Genomic DNA, 14,109 nt, shown 5'->3' with positions numbered 1-14,109 from the left:
CTTATCCTTTAGCCCGCGGTGGCGAGCTTTCGTTTTTGCAAATGAGCAGAACCGCCCAGGTTCTCGGATGCTCCCCCCTCCGAAAGCACTCGACGCGCCACCGCGGCGGCCTGCTCCACATGATCGATGGCGGCCGCACGCGCCGCCTTTCCGTCACCGTTGGCGATGGCCCTGAAAATTCTCTCCATTTCGCGCAAGCTGATCCTTTGCCGGTCCGGCGTCGTGATAGTCATCATCCGTAACGCGTTGACACGCAAATTGAGGGACTCACAGACCGACCATGACACACTCTTTTGCGAGGTCGCGAACATTTGTCGGTAGAACTTATCGGTTGCCCGCATCGACATGCGCGGATCCCTCTTGGTACACGCTGTTCGCAGCTCTTTGATCGCTTGCCCCAACGTCTCGATGTCCGGTGCCGCGGCAAGCTTGGCGCACTCTGCTGCCGCCAAGCCCTCGAGCATGCTGCGGAGTTCATATATCTGTTCGACCTCTGCGGGCTTGATCGTGGCGACCACCGGTCCCCGATTCGGCGGAATCTCGATCAATCCCTCCGCTTCCAGAAATCGCAACACCTCCCTTACCACAGTTCGGCTGACACCGAGTTCGGCGCATAGCGTGCGTTCGATAAGACGCTCGCCGGGGCGGAACCTCAGCTCCAATATGGCCTGCCGAACGGCTTCCTGGGCGAGCTCGCGCAGGCTCTTTTGGGGTTCCAACAGACGCAGAACTCGTCCCTGTTCACCCATTTTTCCCAAATCCCGTCAGGGGCGCTGGATCGGCGCCAAGCGGTGCTTGTCACATTTTGTCGTATGGTATACCATATTACTCGTCGGCGCTTCAACGATTATGGCACGGCCGGCAAATCACGGCCCTTTGTCCAATGACATACCCCAGTATCAGCACGCACGCCGAAAATATCGGATCCGTCCTGCATCTCGGAAACGATATCAAACTTTATATGCGCGACACTGGCAGCGGCCATCCGGTCTTGCTTCTGCACGGCGTTGGTTGTTGCTCCGACGACTGGACCGGGCCAATAACGCATTTTCGCGACAGGTTTCGGGCGATAAGGCCCGACGCGCGAGGCCACGGACGATCGAGTAGTCCTGCCGGTCATTGGCAGCTCGCCGATTTCATTGGGGACCTCGTGCAAATTCTCGATCGGCTCGGCATCGAAAAAACGCACGTCGCCGGATTCTCGATGGGCGGCCTCCTCGCTCAAGGCCTTGCCCTACGACATGCGGACCGCGTCGAAAAGCTGGCCATCATCGCAGCGACGTCAGGCCGAACGAGGGAGGAGCAGGCCCAAGTCGAGGAGAGACTTTCCTTCATTCGAAGTAATCCGCCGAGCACGTATTTTGACCAGTACGCGTCCAAGCGGTGGTTCACGGCGGACTTCCGCAGGACACATCCGGAGATCATTGAGCGGACCCGCCGCGCGATCTCGGCGAACGATCGCGAGGGCTACACCAAAGCCTACGAAGTGTTGGTCCGCAACGACTTAGGCGCCGAACTGCATCGCATCGGCCACAAGACCTTGGTCCTCACGGGTGAAAACGATCTCGGCGCGGGCCCGAAAGCAGCGCGCTTCATTGCCGGCGAAATCGTCGGCTCTCATTTGGTTATTTTACCCCGGCTTCACCATCATATGCTCCTCGAGGCGCCGGAGCTCGTCGGCGGGATTCTCAGAGAGTTCTTCTCCGTTGAAGACGAACGGCCGTTGCCCAACTCTCGGTGAACCGGCGAATGGTCGATTAATCATAGGCGTTCCAGACGGTGCAGCTCGCTCGCACATGTACCGACATTGCGCGCGCAGGGCTATCGTCGCTATCAACCCGCGGCTACGTTGCCTTTGCGCTCATCCGGCCAGCCTTGATCGCCGCGAGCAGCGCCTGGTGATCGCGTGCGCTTTGATCCGCATACGCGACTGCGAAATCCGAGATCGCTTCATCGAAAGCGCTGCTATTGCCCAAATACCCCGAAATCCGCGCCGCATCGCCGGAGCGGGCATGCGCGCGGGCCAGCGTACGGCCACAGAGTCGGGCATAGAATTCGAGCGCCGTCGCTTGAATCTCTTCCGCAATATTGGCGAGCGGCGCGTTCTTGAGGTGGCGCACGTAAAAATCGCGTTTGGATTTGCGGTCTTGTGTCCAGCCCAGGAAAATATCGCTTGCCGCCTGAATCAGACGTTGGCCGACGACAACGCGTTCACCCTGATTTCTGTACACACTCGCTCCCGCATAGGGTGCTAGAACCGATTGAGCGGCTTCCTTGATTTGAAGCCTCAGCGGTTGATCGTCTGCGGTCATGAATAGGCCGACCGCGCAGAAGGTGCCGACACTCCCGATTCCGACGACCTTGAATGCAACGTCGACAAGCCTGAAGCGATCGAGCAATATGCGGCGATCCTCCATGAGGGTCTCAGCATAGTTTGCGAAGACAGCACGGGCCGCGAGGTCGTGCACGCCGCTTCGTTTGTCGTCGAAGTGATAAACGAGGGGCCGCTTATCATTGATTCGCCACTTCCCTCTGGCTCGTGAGATACCGTAGAGCCCATCTGCCGGATATCCCCTGGCTTTTTCGAGGCGCTGCTCCTCGCGTTTGCGCACCCGGCGATCGTCGATTTCGGCAAGTGCCCCGATCAAATCCGTGCGCGAACGCCAGGCTTCGGCCGGTGGGAGCTTCACAAGGGTGGACATATGCTTGCGATAGGCGGCGACGGAGTTCCGGGCGGCGGCAGCGCAGGATTTTCCGGGAAGGCCGGCGTCACGGCCGGCAAGGACGATGCTCGTGGCCAAACGCTTAATATCCCACTCGAAGGGCGCCGGCAGCGTTTCGTCGAAATCGTTGATATCGAAGACGACGTTACCCTCCGGCGATTCGTACGAGCCAAAATTCGCGAGATGACAATCGCCGCAGGTTTGCACCCGCAGCCCCGTGTCGCGCGTCGAGGCAAGGTCGGCCGCCATTACCGCCGCCGCGCCGCGCAGGAACGCGAAGGGAGAAGCCGCCATGCGGCCATAGCGGATGGCTAACAATTCCGGAATGCGATGACGGCTTGTTTCTACGAGGATTGCAATTGGATCGCGTCGGGAAGCCGGGGGCGACCATTCTGCGTGATCCGCGCGGCGTATTTTCCCGCGCAGTTTCTTGCCGATGTCATACCGGGCGGCGACGGACAAAATGCGCGCGCTAGACCTGATGCGCGATACGCTCATGGATTCCGCCCCTCTGATCGTTGGTCCTTTCGGCCCGCGTTATTATTGATATCATGCGAAAGTTCGAACTTCGAGCGCGTCCCGTGTGAAACGGAGCACGGCAATCGCTACCTTCGACCGCAAGAAGATTTGAACGGATTCGTTTTACTCGGCTGCCTCGCGTGAGTCGGTGAGTGTTTCCAACACCTTGTGCTGGAAATAGGCGACCGATTGTTCATGGCGCGGGCTCAGCGGACCCGGAACATAGGCACCCGACGCGTAGTTTCGCTGTGTATGCTCGCAGATACCGAAATCCTGTCGAACGATCGCGCAATTTGTCTCTATTGTGCGCTGGCGCTGCGGTGCGCGGGTGGGGGAGGTATCGGCGAAGTAAAAATCATAGACAAGTTCCGTTTCGGAGGCTGAGACCGGATTGATCCGGCTGGTGTTCATGCCGCCGGGAAAAACAGAAAGGGTCCAGTTGGGCCACGCCCAAAGCCATTTGCCGCCATAAATCGAGCCATCGCGCTGCGGCGCTGTCATACGCACGACGTTTCGTCGTGCGATCGTCTCGAACTTCTCGAACTCGATCACTTTGTTGAGTGCTGGATGGATTCCGGGCACGTGGTACCCCTCGACGAAATTGTCGGTATAGGTCTTCCAGTTGGATTTCATAAGAAAGCGCTCGGTTGCAACCGCTTTAAACGATTCGATCGGATAATCGGCAACTTCATCCGGAAGGTCTCCGAGCTGTTCGAGCAAGCTGATCCCCGGCGCCGGTGACGCGAAAACAAGCCCCCGCCACGTCTCGACCGAGACCACCTGCAGCGGCCAATCCTCGAGACGAAAACCGGGGTCTTCGCCGAACCACGGTGCCGTTCGTAGCGAGCCGTCCTGATCGTAAACCCAGAGATGATAGGGGCAGCGGAGCATCGTGCAGCGCCCTTGCCCCTCTTCCAACAAACGGGCGCCCCGGTGACGGCAAACATTGTGGAATGCGCGCAAGATGCCGTCCTCTCCGCGCAGCAAAAAAAGCTTCCAACCGGCGAGTTCAGTCGCGAGATATTGGCTGGGCTCGGACACGGCGGATGCCGGCCCGAGCATGTGCCAATGGCGCCGGAAAATCCGCTGCCGCTCGGACTCGTAGATGTCGGATTCTACATAATAGCGCGCTGGCAAATTCAGTTGCGCGGGCATGTTCTGAATAGGCATATTTCGATCCAGTATCGAGCTCGGGCAATGCCGGGCGCTCACAGCACCCGCCAAGATTAAACCGCAACACTCTATCTATCAATAAATGCTCACGAAATATGTCGCTTGTTCGTTGATTTGTTGGAGCCAAATGCCCGAACGACGGTGCGGCGAACTTTGTGGCTTTCGAGCCGCTTTGTCTCAATCCCCAATGGGGCATTTCCTCAACCGTCGATGGCAGTTCGCCGACCGTCGAGGCATGAATGGCGTAGCGTAGGCTCTTGGCCGAGACGTGGCGCCACGCGTGGGCTTGACTTCCCCGATTCGAGCCGCCACCTCACCCTGTCCGCGGAACTATGGTAATTAGAAGTCAATCCGTCGGAAATCCAGAGTGGCGAGGTGCTGGGCCTTTGCCGCGCACCCGTCGCAAGCCAGCTATCGAGGTGCGGGCTATGACCATTCGCCTTGACCACACGATCGTGCCGGCAAAGGACAAGAATGCTTCGGCCAGATTCTTTGCGGAGATCTTCGGTTTGACGGTCAAGCCGGCCGAAAGCCACTTCGCGCAGGTGCAAGTCAATGAAAGCTTGACCTTCGATTTCGCCGACGAGGCGGAGGCATGGGGCGGCCCCGGATTCGACCCAAGAGTCGGCAACAGCCATCATTATGCCTTCCACGTTGGCAATGCGGAATTCGACGCCATCTACGCCCGCGTAAAGGCGAAGGGCATTCCCTTTGGTAGTGGGCCCTACAACCACACCGATGGCCAGCTATACACACGTCGGGGCGGGCGCGGTCTCTATTTTGAGGATCCTTACGGCCACTTGCTGGAAGTGATGACCGTACCCGAGACCGGCAGTTGACGCGCTAAGCCGCACGCTGCGAGCAAAACTTTAAAGCGCCGAGCGCCAACTTTTCAGTCCGTCTCAAAATACTATTCCACAACACTTAAGTGGTTGCTTGACTATTCCGCGTGGCGGACGCATAGTTAAGGATATGCTTGACCATCGAATAACGCTGGACCGCGTCTTTCATGCACTGGCGGACCCAACCCGCAGAGGCATTCTCGAACGCTTGAGTCGAAGCGAAGCATCGGTGAGCGAGCTTGCTCGGCCCCTCGAGATTTCGCTAGCCGCGGTCGTACAGCACATTCAAATCCTGGAGGAGAGCGGTGTGATCCTCACAAGGAAGAAGGGGAGGGTCCGTACATGTCGACTATCGCCGCAAGCGCTCGACTTGGCCGAAGCTTGGATCAAGCAGCGCCGCGCGCTTTGGGAGCATCGGTTCGACCAGCTTGGCGAGTTGCTCGGCGAACCGATGAGGGGAAGCAGTGAAAGGAGGACGAAGCAATGAATAATCCGGCAGTGGTACACGGCACGTTCGCCATCGAACGTCTCTATGAATCATCGCCGGTCCGCGTTTTTGCGGCGTGGGCGGACCCGGAAATCAAGGCACAATGGTTCGTCGGGCCTGAAGGATGGACTCTCGTCAAGCGGGAATTGGATTTCCGGATCGGCGGCAGCGAACTTCTGCATGGGCGCTTCCGTCACGGGCCGGACACCGTTTATGTCGCGCGCTACCACGACATTGTACAGGACGAACGCATTGTTTCCGTCTACGACATGCGCCTCGATCAGAAACGGCACTCGGTGTCGATCGCCACGGTTGAGTTGACGCCGCTGGGTGCGGGTACGCGAATGTTGTTCACCGAACAGGTCGCCTTTCTCGACGGAAGCGATGGACGCGCGTCACGCGAGCAGGGGAGTGCGGCACTTCTCGACCGATTGGGCACGGTTCTGCGGTAATCACGGTCGCATTGAAGGCTCAAAAGGCGGGTCCTTGGCATCGCGACGAACTGATTATTCTTGTCCCGCTTGAGTGGAAACGCCACATCCGGCATCTTGTAGATGGCGGGCCCGTCGAGCGAAACCTTCCCGTGCTCGACCTCGGTATGATTTGCCCGCCGACGACGGTGGGGGAAACGGCGTGGCCCAGTACGTAGCGCGGCGGCTCGTCCAGCTTATCCTGGTGCTTTTCGGCGTGAGCGTCGTTGTCTTTCTGACCATGCACGTGCTGCCGGGCGACGTCGCAACGTTGCTGCTCGGCGACCGTGCCACGACTGAGCAACTCGATTCGTTGCGTCGGCAGCTCGGGCTCGACCAGCCGATCTATACGCAGTATTTCCGCTTCCTGATCGATGCGCTAAGCGGCGATTTCGGCATGTCGCTGCGCAGCAATCGGCCCGCTGTCGAGGATGTATGGATTGCCTTTCCCGTCACAATTCAGCTCTCGCTCGCGGCACTCTTTGTCGCCGTTGTGATCGGGGTGCCTTGCGGGGTCCTCGCCGCTGTCCGACCGCTGTCGCGATTCGACAACATCGTCATGACCTTTTCCCTATTCGGCGTGTCCATGCCGATCTTTTGGCTCGGTCTCATGATGATCCTCGTGTTTGGCGCATTCCTCGATTGGCTGCCCATTGGCGGCCTGATGCCCATCGGCGTCGAACCGCCGCGGGTAACCGGAATGTCGGTCGTCGACAGCATAATTTCCGGCGACTGGCGGTTCGTCCTGCTGAGTCTGCGATATCTGATCTTGCCCGCCTTCACTCTCGGCACCATTCCACTCGCATTGATCACGCGCATTACGCGCTCCGAGATGCTCTCGATGCGCTCGCACGATCATGTGCGCACGGCTCGCGCCAAGGGGCTCTCCGAAAGCACCGTCATCCTGAAACATGTGCTTCGCAACGCGCTTATCCCGGTCGTGACGGTCATCGGCCTGCAGCTTGGCCTTCTATTGTCAGGTGCGGTCTTGACGGAATCGATATTCTCGCTGCCTGGTCTCGGGCGTCTCATGGTGAACGCGATTCTGACGCGGGATTACCCGGTCGTGCAGGCCGCCGCACTGCTCACCGCGTCGGTCTTCGTCTTCGTCAACCTCTTCGTCGACCTAAGCTACGCCTACCTCGACCCGAGGATTCGGTATCGATGAGCGCGATCGAAATCGCCCCAGTCGAAAGGCCGCAATGGTCGCGCGATGCAGCACGACTGCTTCGGCGACCGACCGCGCGGATCGGGGTCGCAATCGTCGCCGTGTTCCTTCTGCTGACGATTTTTGCGTCCGTCATCGCCCCTTACAGCCCGTTCGACCAGGACTTCGCGAAGGCGCTGATGGGGCCGTCCGGCGACCACATTTTCGGTACGGACCAATATGGCCGTGACGTGCTGAGCCGGGTGGTTTTCGGCTCGCGAACCGCCCTGCTCTCGATCTTCGTCGCCGACGGCCTGGCACTCGTACTCGGTTGCGCGCTGGGGTTGATCGCAGGTTTCTTCGGCGCTTGGCTCGACTCCGCGATTATGCGCGTGGTCGATGTGCTGCTCGCCTTCCCGTACCTGCTGCTCGCGCTCATTATCGTGGCGGCACTTGGGCCGAGCCTGTTCAACTCGATGATCGCGATCGGTATCGTCTACACGCCGCAATATGCCCGTCTTATTCGCGGTCAAGTTCTCTCGGTCAAGACGACGGAATTCGTGCTCGCAGCACAGGCCCTCGGCGCAAACCGCATGCGAATCATATTGCGTCACATTCTGCCAAATAGTTTTACGCCTATTCTCGTGATGGCGACACTGCAGGCCGGAACCGTGGTGGTCGAGACGGCCGGGCTTTCCTTTCTTGGGATGGGTGCGCAGCCGCCATCGCCGGATTGGGGATCGGTGCTTGCCGAGGGCCAGAGCTATTTCCTGTCCGCATGGTGGATCGCGACGTTCCCGGGTCTTGCGATTTTCGCCGTCGTGCTGGGATTCAATCTGGTGGGTGACGCCTTGCGCGATCATTTCGACCCGCGGCGGCGGAAGGAATGAGCGAAGCGCTGCACCTACTCGAGGTCCACGACCTCACGGTCGAGTTCGCGACCGAGGACGATACAGTGACGGCAGTCGACGGCGTTTCCTTCCATGTCGACCCAGGGGAAACCCTCGTCGTCGTGGGCGAATCGGGCTCGGGCAAGTCGGTCACCAGCCTCGCCGTCATGCGCCTCATCGAGAGTCCGCCGGGGCGAATTGCATCGGGCGCCATCCTCTTCCGTGCGCGCGACGGTGCCGTGCGGGATCTGGCGACTCTCGACAAAGTGGCCATGCGGGGGTTTCGCGGCAACGACCTTGGCATGATCTTCCAGGAGCCGATGACATCGCTAAATCCCGTCTACACGATCGGCGACCAGATCATCGAGGCGATCCGCCTGCATCAGGGCAAGAGCGGGAGCGAGGCGTTCAAGCGCGCCGTGCACATGCTTGAACTCCTCGGCATACCGGAACCTGGGCGGCGAATGCACGCCTATCCGCACCAGATGTCGGGCGGCATGCGCCAGCGCGCCATGATCGCAATGGCGCTTTCATGCAATCCCGCACTCCTGATCGCCGACGAACCTACAACCGCCCTCGACGTGACAATCCAGGCGCAGATCCTTGAACTGATAAAGCGCCTCCAGGGCGAGTTCGGCATGGCCGTGATCTTCATTACCCATAATCTCGGCGTCGCCGCCGAGATCGCGGACCGCATCATGGTGATGTATGCAGGCCGTATTGTCGAGCAGGGTCCAGTACACGCGATCTTTCGCGAGCCGCGCATGCCATACACGATCGGCCTCCTCAACTCCGTGCCGCGCTTGGGCACGGATAGCTCGAACGGGCGCACGCTGTCCGCCATCCCCGGCAACGTGCCCAGCCCCCACAATTTGCCACGAGGCTGCGCCTTTCACCCCCGCTGCGCCTTCAATGTGCCGGGCATATGCGATAAAGGAGTGCCGCCGCTCGAGGCCTGTGGGGCCGATCACGCAGTTCGCTGTGTCAGGTGGCGCGACGTCGCCCTACATCGGGATAGCGGGGTTCGGTCGTGAACAAGAATGCTCCCTTTTTGGAGGTCCGCGGCCTCAAGAAGTGGTTCGACGCCGGAAGCGGCATCTTCTCGCGCGGTGCGGGCCAGGTAAAAGCCGTTGACGACGTGTCGTTCGTGATCGAGCAGGGCGAGGTGCTCGGCCTCGTCGGCGAGTCGGGCTCCGGCAAGACGACGGTGGGCCGCACGATCCTGCGGTTGAACGATGCAACGAGTGGCGCAATCCTCTTCAAGGGTGTCGATATCGCGGGCTTGGGGCAAGCAGCACTCCGCGCGTTCCGCCGCCAAGCGCAGCCGATTTTCCAGGATCCCTTCGCATCTCTCAACCCGCGAATGCGCGTTGAGGAGATCGTCGCCGAGCCTCTCGTCATTCACGGCATTGGTGCAGGGCGGGCCGAACGGCATGCCCGGGTTTCCGAGATTTTGCGCCTCGTGGGCCTATTGCCTGACCATATGAGCCGTTACCCACACGAATTCTCGGGCGGCCAGCGCCAGCGTATCGGCATCGCCCGCGCACTTGCCGTCGGGCCCGAATTTATCGTTGCCGACGAGCCGGTCTCGGCCCTTGACGTCTCGATCCAGGCACAAGTCGTCAATCTCTTGCGCGAACTCAAGCAGAAGCTCGGCTTGACGATGCTGTTCATCGCGCACGATCTCGCGGTCGTCGAGTACATCTCGGATCGAATTGTCGTCATGTATCTCGGCCGAGTCATGGAGACAGCGCCCGGCCGCGAGCTTTGCCGCAAGCCGAGACACCCCTATACGGAGGCACTCCTTTCCGCCGTCCCGGTTCCCGATCCCGACCGCAAGGGCAAGCGGATCGTCCTCAAGGGTGACATCCCAAGCCCGATCAACCCGCCATCCGGCTGCGTCTTCCGCACGCGTTGCCCTTATGCGATAGACGAGTGCGCCAAGCGAGTGCCCGAGCTGCGCGAAATCTCGCCTGGCCGCTACAAGGCATGTATCCGCGACGACATATTGGAATCGGAATGAAGGGGCGCGCCGGGGCAGTCCCGGCGCGCCGCCGTAATATCGGCCACTATTTCTCCAGCGAGACTCGCTGCATCTCGAAGAACATTTGAGTTGGATTGAGGAGGTAGCCCTTGACCTCCTTGCGTGTGACGCGGACTTGCATGACGGAGTTCAAGAAGATCCAGGGCGCGTCGTCCAGGATGATCTTTTGGGCCTCATGATAGAGGGCGACACGCTTGTCGTGATCGGGAACGCGCTGCGCCTCGACGAGAACCTTGTCCAGTTCAGGATTCACGTATCGCGGTGTGTTCGTGACCGGAATATTCGCCGAACCGAAGAGTTCGAAGAGGAAGTTGTCCGGATCGCCATTGTCGCCGGTCCATCCGACCAGGAACATGCCCTTGTTGTACTTGTTCGTCTTGTTGCGAATCTCCGCGAGATAGGCGCCGATCTCTTCCTTGCGCACATTGGCTTCGACGCCGACCTTCTGCAGGTATCCCTGTACAGCGACGGCGAGATCCGCACCGGCCGAGTTGTAACCACGCGGGCTGTTATACGTCAAAAGCTCGGTCTTGAAGCCATTGGGGTAACCCGCTTCGGCGAGCATTTGCTTCGCCTTTGCCGGATCGTAACTGTAGCCCTTGAGGGAGGGATCGAAGCCCCACTGCGCTTCCGGCAGCGGCGACGTCATGGGTGCGGCATACCCCTGGAACAGCGACTTGTCGAGCGCGTCGCGATCGATTGCATAATTGAGCGCCTGGCGGACCCGCTTGTCGTCGAAGGGCTTGGTGTCTGGCGGCATTCCAACGCCGCTCACGGCAAGTCCCGGCTGGGTCACGACGACAAGATTGGCGTCGCTTTTTGCGGCTGGAATGATTTGCGCTCCGACATCAGCCAGGATTTGCACGTCCCCACGCTTTATGGCGAGAAGGGCGGCCTGCGGATCGGGCATCACCTTGAAAACGATATGGTCGACTTTAGGCTTGCCGTTCCAGTAGTTGGGGTTTGCGTCGAGCGTTATCTGGTCGCCCGGCCGCCATTCCTTGAAAATGAACGGTCCCGTACCGACCGGATGGGTGCGAAAGTCCTTGCCCAGCTTGTGCACCGCGGTCGGACTCACCACGCCATTCCACACCATCGCCAGATTGGTCGTGAAGGGTGCTGAGGATTCCTTGAACTTGAAGACGACCGTGTTGTCGTCGGGTGCCGTGTAGCTCTCCACCGCCCCGTAGGTGTCGTCGATATAGCCCTCGACCGGTCCGGTCTTGAAGATCGAGTCTTCGTCGCTCTTGTCGACAAGACGCTTGATTGTCTTGATATAATTCGGGCCGTTGAACGGCGTGCCATCGTGGAACGTGACACCCTTGCGCAAATGGAACGTGTAGGTGAGGCCGTCGGGTGAGACGTCCCAACTTTCGGCAAGACCGGGTTCGACGTCGACGGAGCCTGGCTTGTATTTGACCAAGCTGTCGTAAATCGTGGCCATGACAAAGCCGGACGTGTTGTTGAGCACGGCCTCCGGGTCGAAGCCGGTCGGATCGGCCGCGATGGCGATGACCAGCGTCGTGTCGGCGCGCGCAACTCCGGTAAATGCAGCGAATACGAGGAAGGCAACCAACAGAAATCGCTTCATGGCGGGACGCTCCTCTCTGTTGTTTTGCTGAAGTCTCGTTTTATCCTTCTTTGAAGGGATTAACGCCGAAACTCTATATGAAAAATCATTTGCTCGCAAAGCATCGCATGGGATAATCCCGTCGCCGCAGCGCCTTCGAGTGCGAGCGAGCGCATTTGAAGACATCCTGCAATAGCACAATGCGGGAGGATCGACCGGCATGCGAGCCGATTTTGCGCCAACCTGCCCGGACCAGATCACATGACCGGGCCTGGCCCTGTCCCGGCCATTGCAGTCCATGGTGGCGCTGGTACGGTCGCGCGAAGCTCACTTTCGGCGGAACAGGAAGCGCGTTATCACGCAGGACTCGCGGCGGCGGTCAAGGCCGGGCAAATTGTCCTGATGCAGGGCGGCAGCGCGCTCGACGCGGTGACCGAGGCCGTGGTTTCGCTCGAAGACTGCCCGCTCTTCAACGCCGGACATGGCGCCGTCTTCACGAGCGAGGGCACTCACGAGCTCGACGCCTCGATAATGGACGGCCGCACGCTTGCGGCCGGGGCGGTCGGCTGCACGCGGCGAATACGCAATCCGGTGCGGGCCGCGCGTGCCGTCATGGCGGGTGGGGATTATGTCTTCCTTGTCGGCGAAGGTGCGGACCGCTTCGCCGCGGAAGAGGGCCTGGTACTTGTCGACAATGCCTATTTCGCGACCGAGGCGCGACGCGAACAATGGCGGCTTGTGCGCGAAAGGGGTGGTACTGCACTCGATCACGATGCGGCGACCTTGTTCGCCGTATTGCCGAAAACGCGTCCCGACCCCGACAACAAGCTCGGGACCGTCGGCGCCGTTGCCCTCGATCGCGACGGGAATCTTGCGGCGGCCACCTCGACGGGTGGCCTCACAAACAAGCACGCCGGCCGGGTCGGAGACACGCCCATCATCGGTGCGGGATGTTACGCCAATAACCGCACCTTGGCCGTCTCGGCGACGGGAAGCGGTGAAGTGTTCATGCGCCTGGTCGTGGGCCATGACATCTCGGCGCGAATGGAATACACGGGGGCCGATCTAGCGGCGTCTTGCAGCCACATCATCATGGAACGACTTCCCGCATACGGTGGGCGCGGCGGCGTGATCGCGGTCGATCGTAGCGGCAAGATCGCGCTGCCCTTCTCGACGGAAGGGATGTATCGCGGCTACGCGCGCGGCAACGATGCCCCCGTCACCGCGATCTATCGCTAACTCGGGCGATGGCAGGCGCGTCCGAGCGCGGCATCGAACGCTGCAAGAGCCGCCGGAGGATTATGGACGCGGGTGGAGGGAGGTGCCGACATGCCACTCAAAATTGCGGAAAGTGTTGGGAAGGAATGCTGGCGCGGCTATGTCGAGCCCGAAGCCGGCCTGTCTCTACCCTGCACGATCGTTCGCGGACGAGCGCCCGGTCCGAAGCTCATCGTGTCCGCCGGGATACATGGCGCCGAATATTCCGGAATCGAGTCGGCGCGCCGTCTCGCGTCAATATCGCCCGGCGAGCTTCGGGGCGAGTTGGTCATCATGCATATCGTGAACATCAAGGCATTCTGGACCCATCGCGCATTTTTCAATCCATCGGATGACAAGAACATCAACCGCATGTTCCCTGGCAACAGTAGCGGCAGTGCGAGCGAACGACTTACCGCCTGGCTGCTCGGCACGGCAATCTCGGGCATGGATGCTTACATCGACCTGCACAGTGGCGACGTCGTCGAAGCACTGACTCCGTTCTCGATCTTTCCCGCCGGGCATTCGCCGAGCGAGGCGATCGCGATTGCAAGCGGCTTGCCCTTCGCCGTGCGCAGCCAGTCACGCGGGCACAGTTACACGGCCGCTGCTGCGGCGGGTGTGCCGGCCGTTCTCCTCGAGTCGGGTGCGAACGGCCTCTGGAGCGAGGAAAGCGTCGGCTGGCTCGAGGCCGGGGTAAAACGGATCATGGCCCACCTTGGGATGCTCGCGGCGAGCACGACAGGTATGCCGTCGCCAAGGCTTTGCCGGATGGAGGTAATGGTGTCGCCGGCCGCGGGTTTCTGGCATCCGGCCGTGTCGCCCGGCGCGACCGTGGAGCGCGGTGAGCGGATCGGCACGATCTACGATATTGTGGGCGCCTGGGAGAAGCCGATTCTCGCCGAGCATAGCGGGCCGGTGCTCTACAACCTCACGAGCCTTGCGGTCAATGCAAACCAGGCGTTGATTGGTATTGCCGTCTGACGG

At 60.4% G+C, this 14,109-nt stretch carries 14 protein-coding genes; 10 read left to right on the top strand and 4 right to left on the bottom strand.

Translation table 11 applies throughout. From position 1 onward, the window contains the following. Nucleotides 1–8: 8 nt before the first annotated feature. Nucleotides 9–749 (bottom strand): GntR family transcriptional regulator, encoded by a 741-nt coding sequence (locus VEJ16_11180; GenBank protein HYB10225.1) that lies wholly within the window; start codon nucleotides 747–749, stop codon nucleotides 9–11. A gap of 134 nt (nucleotides 750–883) precedes the next feature. Between VEJ16_11180 and VEJ16_11175 the strand changes: the two genes are divergently transcribed. After that, the gene (locus VEJ16_11175) at nucleotides 884–1,741 is read left to right on the top strand and encodes an alpha/beta hydrolase (protein ID HYB10224.1); all 858 of its coding nucleotides are present in this window, start codon (nucleotides 884–886) and stop codon (nucleotides 1,739–1,741) included. Between the two features lie 103 nt (nucleotides 1,742–1,844). Here VEJ16_11175 and VEJ16_11170 read toward each other — a convergent pair whose 3' ends face one another. Beyond that, nucleotides 1,845–3,221, bottom strand: a complete 1,377-nt coding sequence (locus VEJ16_11170) for a DUF2252 domain-containing protein (GenBank protein ID HYB10223.1) — start codon at nucleotides 3,219–3,221, stop codon at nucleotides 1,845–1,847. A 144-nt stretch (nucleotides 3,222–3,365) separates the two neighbouring features. Next, entirely contained in the window at nucleotides 3,366–4,412 is a 1,047-nt protein-coding gene (locus VEJ16_11165) for an aromatic ring-hydroxylating dioxygenase subunit alpha (protein ID HYB10222.1), read from the bottom strand. A gap of 431 nt (nucleotides 4,413–4,843) precedes the next feature. Between VEJ16_11165 and VEJ16_11160 the strand changes: the two genes are divergently transcribed. From VEJ16_11160 to VEJ16_11130, 7 genes are all read left to right on the top strand, one after another. After that, nucleotides 4,844–5,254 (top strand): VOC family protein, encoded by a 411-nt coding sequence (locus VEJ16_11160; GenBank protein ID HYB10221.1) that lies wholly within the window; start codon nucleotides 4,844–4,846, stop codon nucleotides 5,252–5,254. 133 nt (nucleotides 5,255–5,387) lie between these two features. Beyond that, complete coding sequence (locus tag VEJ16_11155) at nucleotides 5,388–5,744, top strand: metalloregulator ArsR/SmtB family transcription factor (GenBank protein ID HYB10220.1); 357 nt, start codon at nucleotides 5,388–5,390, stop codon at nucleotides 5,742–5,744. After that, nucleotides 5,741–6,196, top strand: coding sequence for an SRPBCC family protein (locus tag VEJ16_11150; GenBank protein ID HYB10219.1), 456 nt, complete (start codon nucleotides 5,741–5,743; stop codon nucleotides 6,194–6,196). Before VEJ16_11155 ends, VEJ16_11150 begins: the two co-directional genes overlap by 4 nt. 181 nt (nucleotides 6,197–6,377) lie before the next feature. Then, entirely contained in the window at nucleotides 6,378–7,382 is a 1,005-nt protein-coding gene (locus VEJ16_11145) for an ABC transporter permease (protein ID HYB10218.1), read from the top strand. Further along, nucleotides 7,379–8,251 carry an ABC transporter permease gene (locus VEJ16_11140; GenBank protein ID HYB10217.1) on the top strand — a complete coding sequence of 291 codons (873 nt, stop codon included), beginning with the start codon at nucleotides 7,379–7,381 and terminating at the stop codon, nucleotides 8,249–8,251. The genes VEJ16_11145 and VEJ16_11140 overlap by 4 nt, the downstream gene beginning before the upstream one ends. After that, nucleotides 8,248–9,285 (top strand): ABC transporter ATP-binding protein, encoded by a 1,038-nt coding sequence (locus VEJ16_11135; protein ID HYB10216.1) that lies wholly within the window; start codon nucleotides 8,248–8,250, stop codon nucleotides 9,283–9,285. The genes VEJ16_11140 and VEJ16_11135 overlap by 4 nt, the downstream gene beginning before the upstream one ends. Further along, nucleotides 9,282–10,274: an oligopeptide/dipeptide ABC transporter ATP-binding protein gene (locus tag VEJ16_11130; protein ID HYB10215.1), complete on the top strand. Its 993-nt coding sequence runs from the start codon at nucleotides 9,282–9,284 to the stop codon at nucleotides 10,272–10,274. The genes VEJ16_11135 and VEJ16_11130 overlap by 4 nt, the downstream gene beginning before the upstream one ends. A gap of 46 nt (nucleotides 10,275–10,320) precedes the next feature. Here VEJ16_11130 and VEJ16_11125 read toward each other — a convergent pair whose 3' ends face one another. Next, entirely contained in the window at nucleotides 10,321–11,886 is a 1,566-nt protein-coding gene (locus VEJ16_11125; GenBank protein ID HYB10214.1) for an ABC transporter substrate-binding protein, read from the bottom strand. A gap of 240 nt (nucleotides 11,887–12,126) precedes the next feature. Here VEJ16_11125 and VEJ16_11120 point away from each other — a divergent pair, with 240 nt between their 5' ends. Both VEJ16_11120 and VEJ16_11115 read left to right on the top strand, forming a co-directional pair. Continuing rightward, on the top strand, nucleotides 12,127–13,104 hold the full coding sequence (locus VEJ16_11120; protein HYB10213.1) for an isoaspartyl peptidase/L-asparaginase: 978 nt from the start codon (nucleotides 12,127–12,129) through the stop codon (nucleotides 13,102–13,104). A gap of 90 nt (nucleotides 13,105–13,194) precedes the next feature. Further along, the gene (locus VEJ16_11115; GenBank protein HYB10212.1) at nucleotides 13,195–14,106 is read left to right on the top strand and encodes a succinylglutamate desuccinylase/aspartoacylase family protein; all 912 of its coding nucleotides are present in this window, start codon (nucleotides 13,195–13,197) and stop codon (nucleotides 14,104–14,106) included. The last annotated feature ends 3 nt before the right edge of the window (nucleotides 14,107–14,109 follow it).

The organism is Alphaproteobacteria bacterium (assembly GCA_035625915.1).
Lineage (GTDB): Bacteria > Pseudomonadota > Alphaproteobacteria > JACZXZ01 > JACZXZ01 > DATDHA01.
This window is presented reverse-complemented; position numbering and strand designations above follow the sequence as displayed.

What these genes read in the sequence shown, in the direction of transcription:
- VEJ16_11160 (HYB10221.1), top strand. Translation starts at nt 4,844, where the DNA reads ATGACCATTCGCCTTGACCACACGATCGTGCCGGCAAAGGACAAGAAT.
- VEJ16_11140 (HYB10217.1), top strand. Translation starts at nt 7,379, where the DNA reads ATGAGCGCGATCGAAATCGCCCCAGTCGAAAGGCCGCAATGGTCGCGC.
- VEJ16_11165 (HYB10222.1), bottom strand. Translation starts at nt 4,412, where the DNA reads ATGCCTATTCAGAACATGCCCGCGCAACTGAATTTGCCAGCGCGCTAT.
- VEJ16_11170 (HYB10223.1), bottom strand. Translation starts at nt 3,221, where the DNA reads ATGAGCGTATCGCGCATCAGGTCTAGCGCGCGCATTTTGTCCGTCGCC.
- VEJ16_11115 (HYB10212.1), top strand. Translation starts at nt 13,195, where the DNA reads ATGCCACTCAAAATTGCGGAAAGTGTTGGGAAGGAATGCTGGCGCGGC.
- VEJ16_11175 (HYB10224.1), top strand. Translation starts at nt 884, where the DNA reads ATGACATACCCCAGTATCAGCACGCACGCCGAAAATATCGGATCCGTC.
- VEJ16_11150 (HYB10219.1), top strand. Translation starts at nt 5,741, where the DNA reads ATGAATAATCCGGCAGTGGTACACGGCACGTTCGCCATCGAACGTCTC.
- VEJ16_11120 (HYB10213.1), top strand. Translation starts at nt 12,127, where the DNA reads ATGACCGGGCCTGGCCCTGTCCCGGCCATTGCAGTCCATGGTGGCGCT.
- VEJ16_11125 (HYB10214.1), bottom strand. Translation starts at nt 11,886, where the DNA reads ATGAAGCGATTTCTGTTGGTTGCCTTCCTCGTATTCGCTGCATTTACC.
- VEJ16_11155 (HYB10220.1), top strand. Translation starts at nt 5,388, where the DNA reads ATGCTTGACCATCGAATAACGCTGGACCGCGTCTTTCATGCACTGGCG.
- VEJ16_11135 (HYB10216.1), top strand. Translation starts at nt 8,248, where the DNA reads ATGAGCGAAGCGCTGCACCTACTCGAGGTCCACGACCTCACGGTCGAG.
- VEJ16_11180 (HYB10225.1), bottom strand. Translation starts at nt 749, where the DNA reads ATGGGTGAACAGGGACGAGTTCTGCGTCTGTTGGAACCCCAAAAGAGC.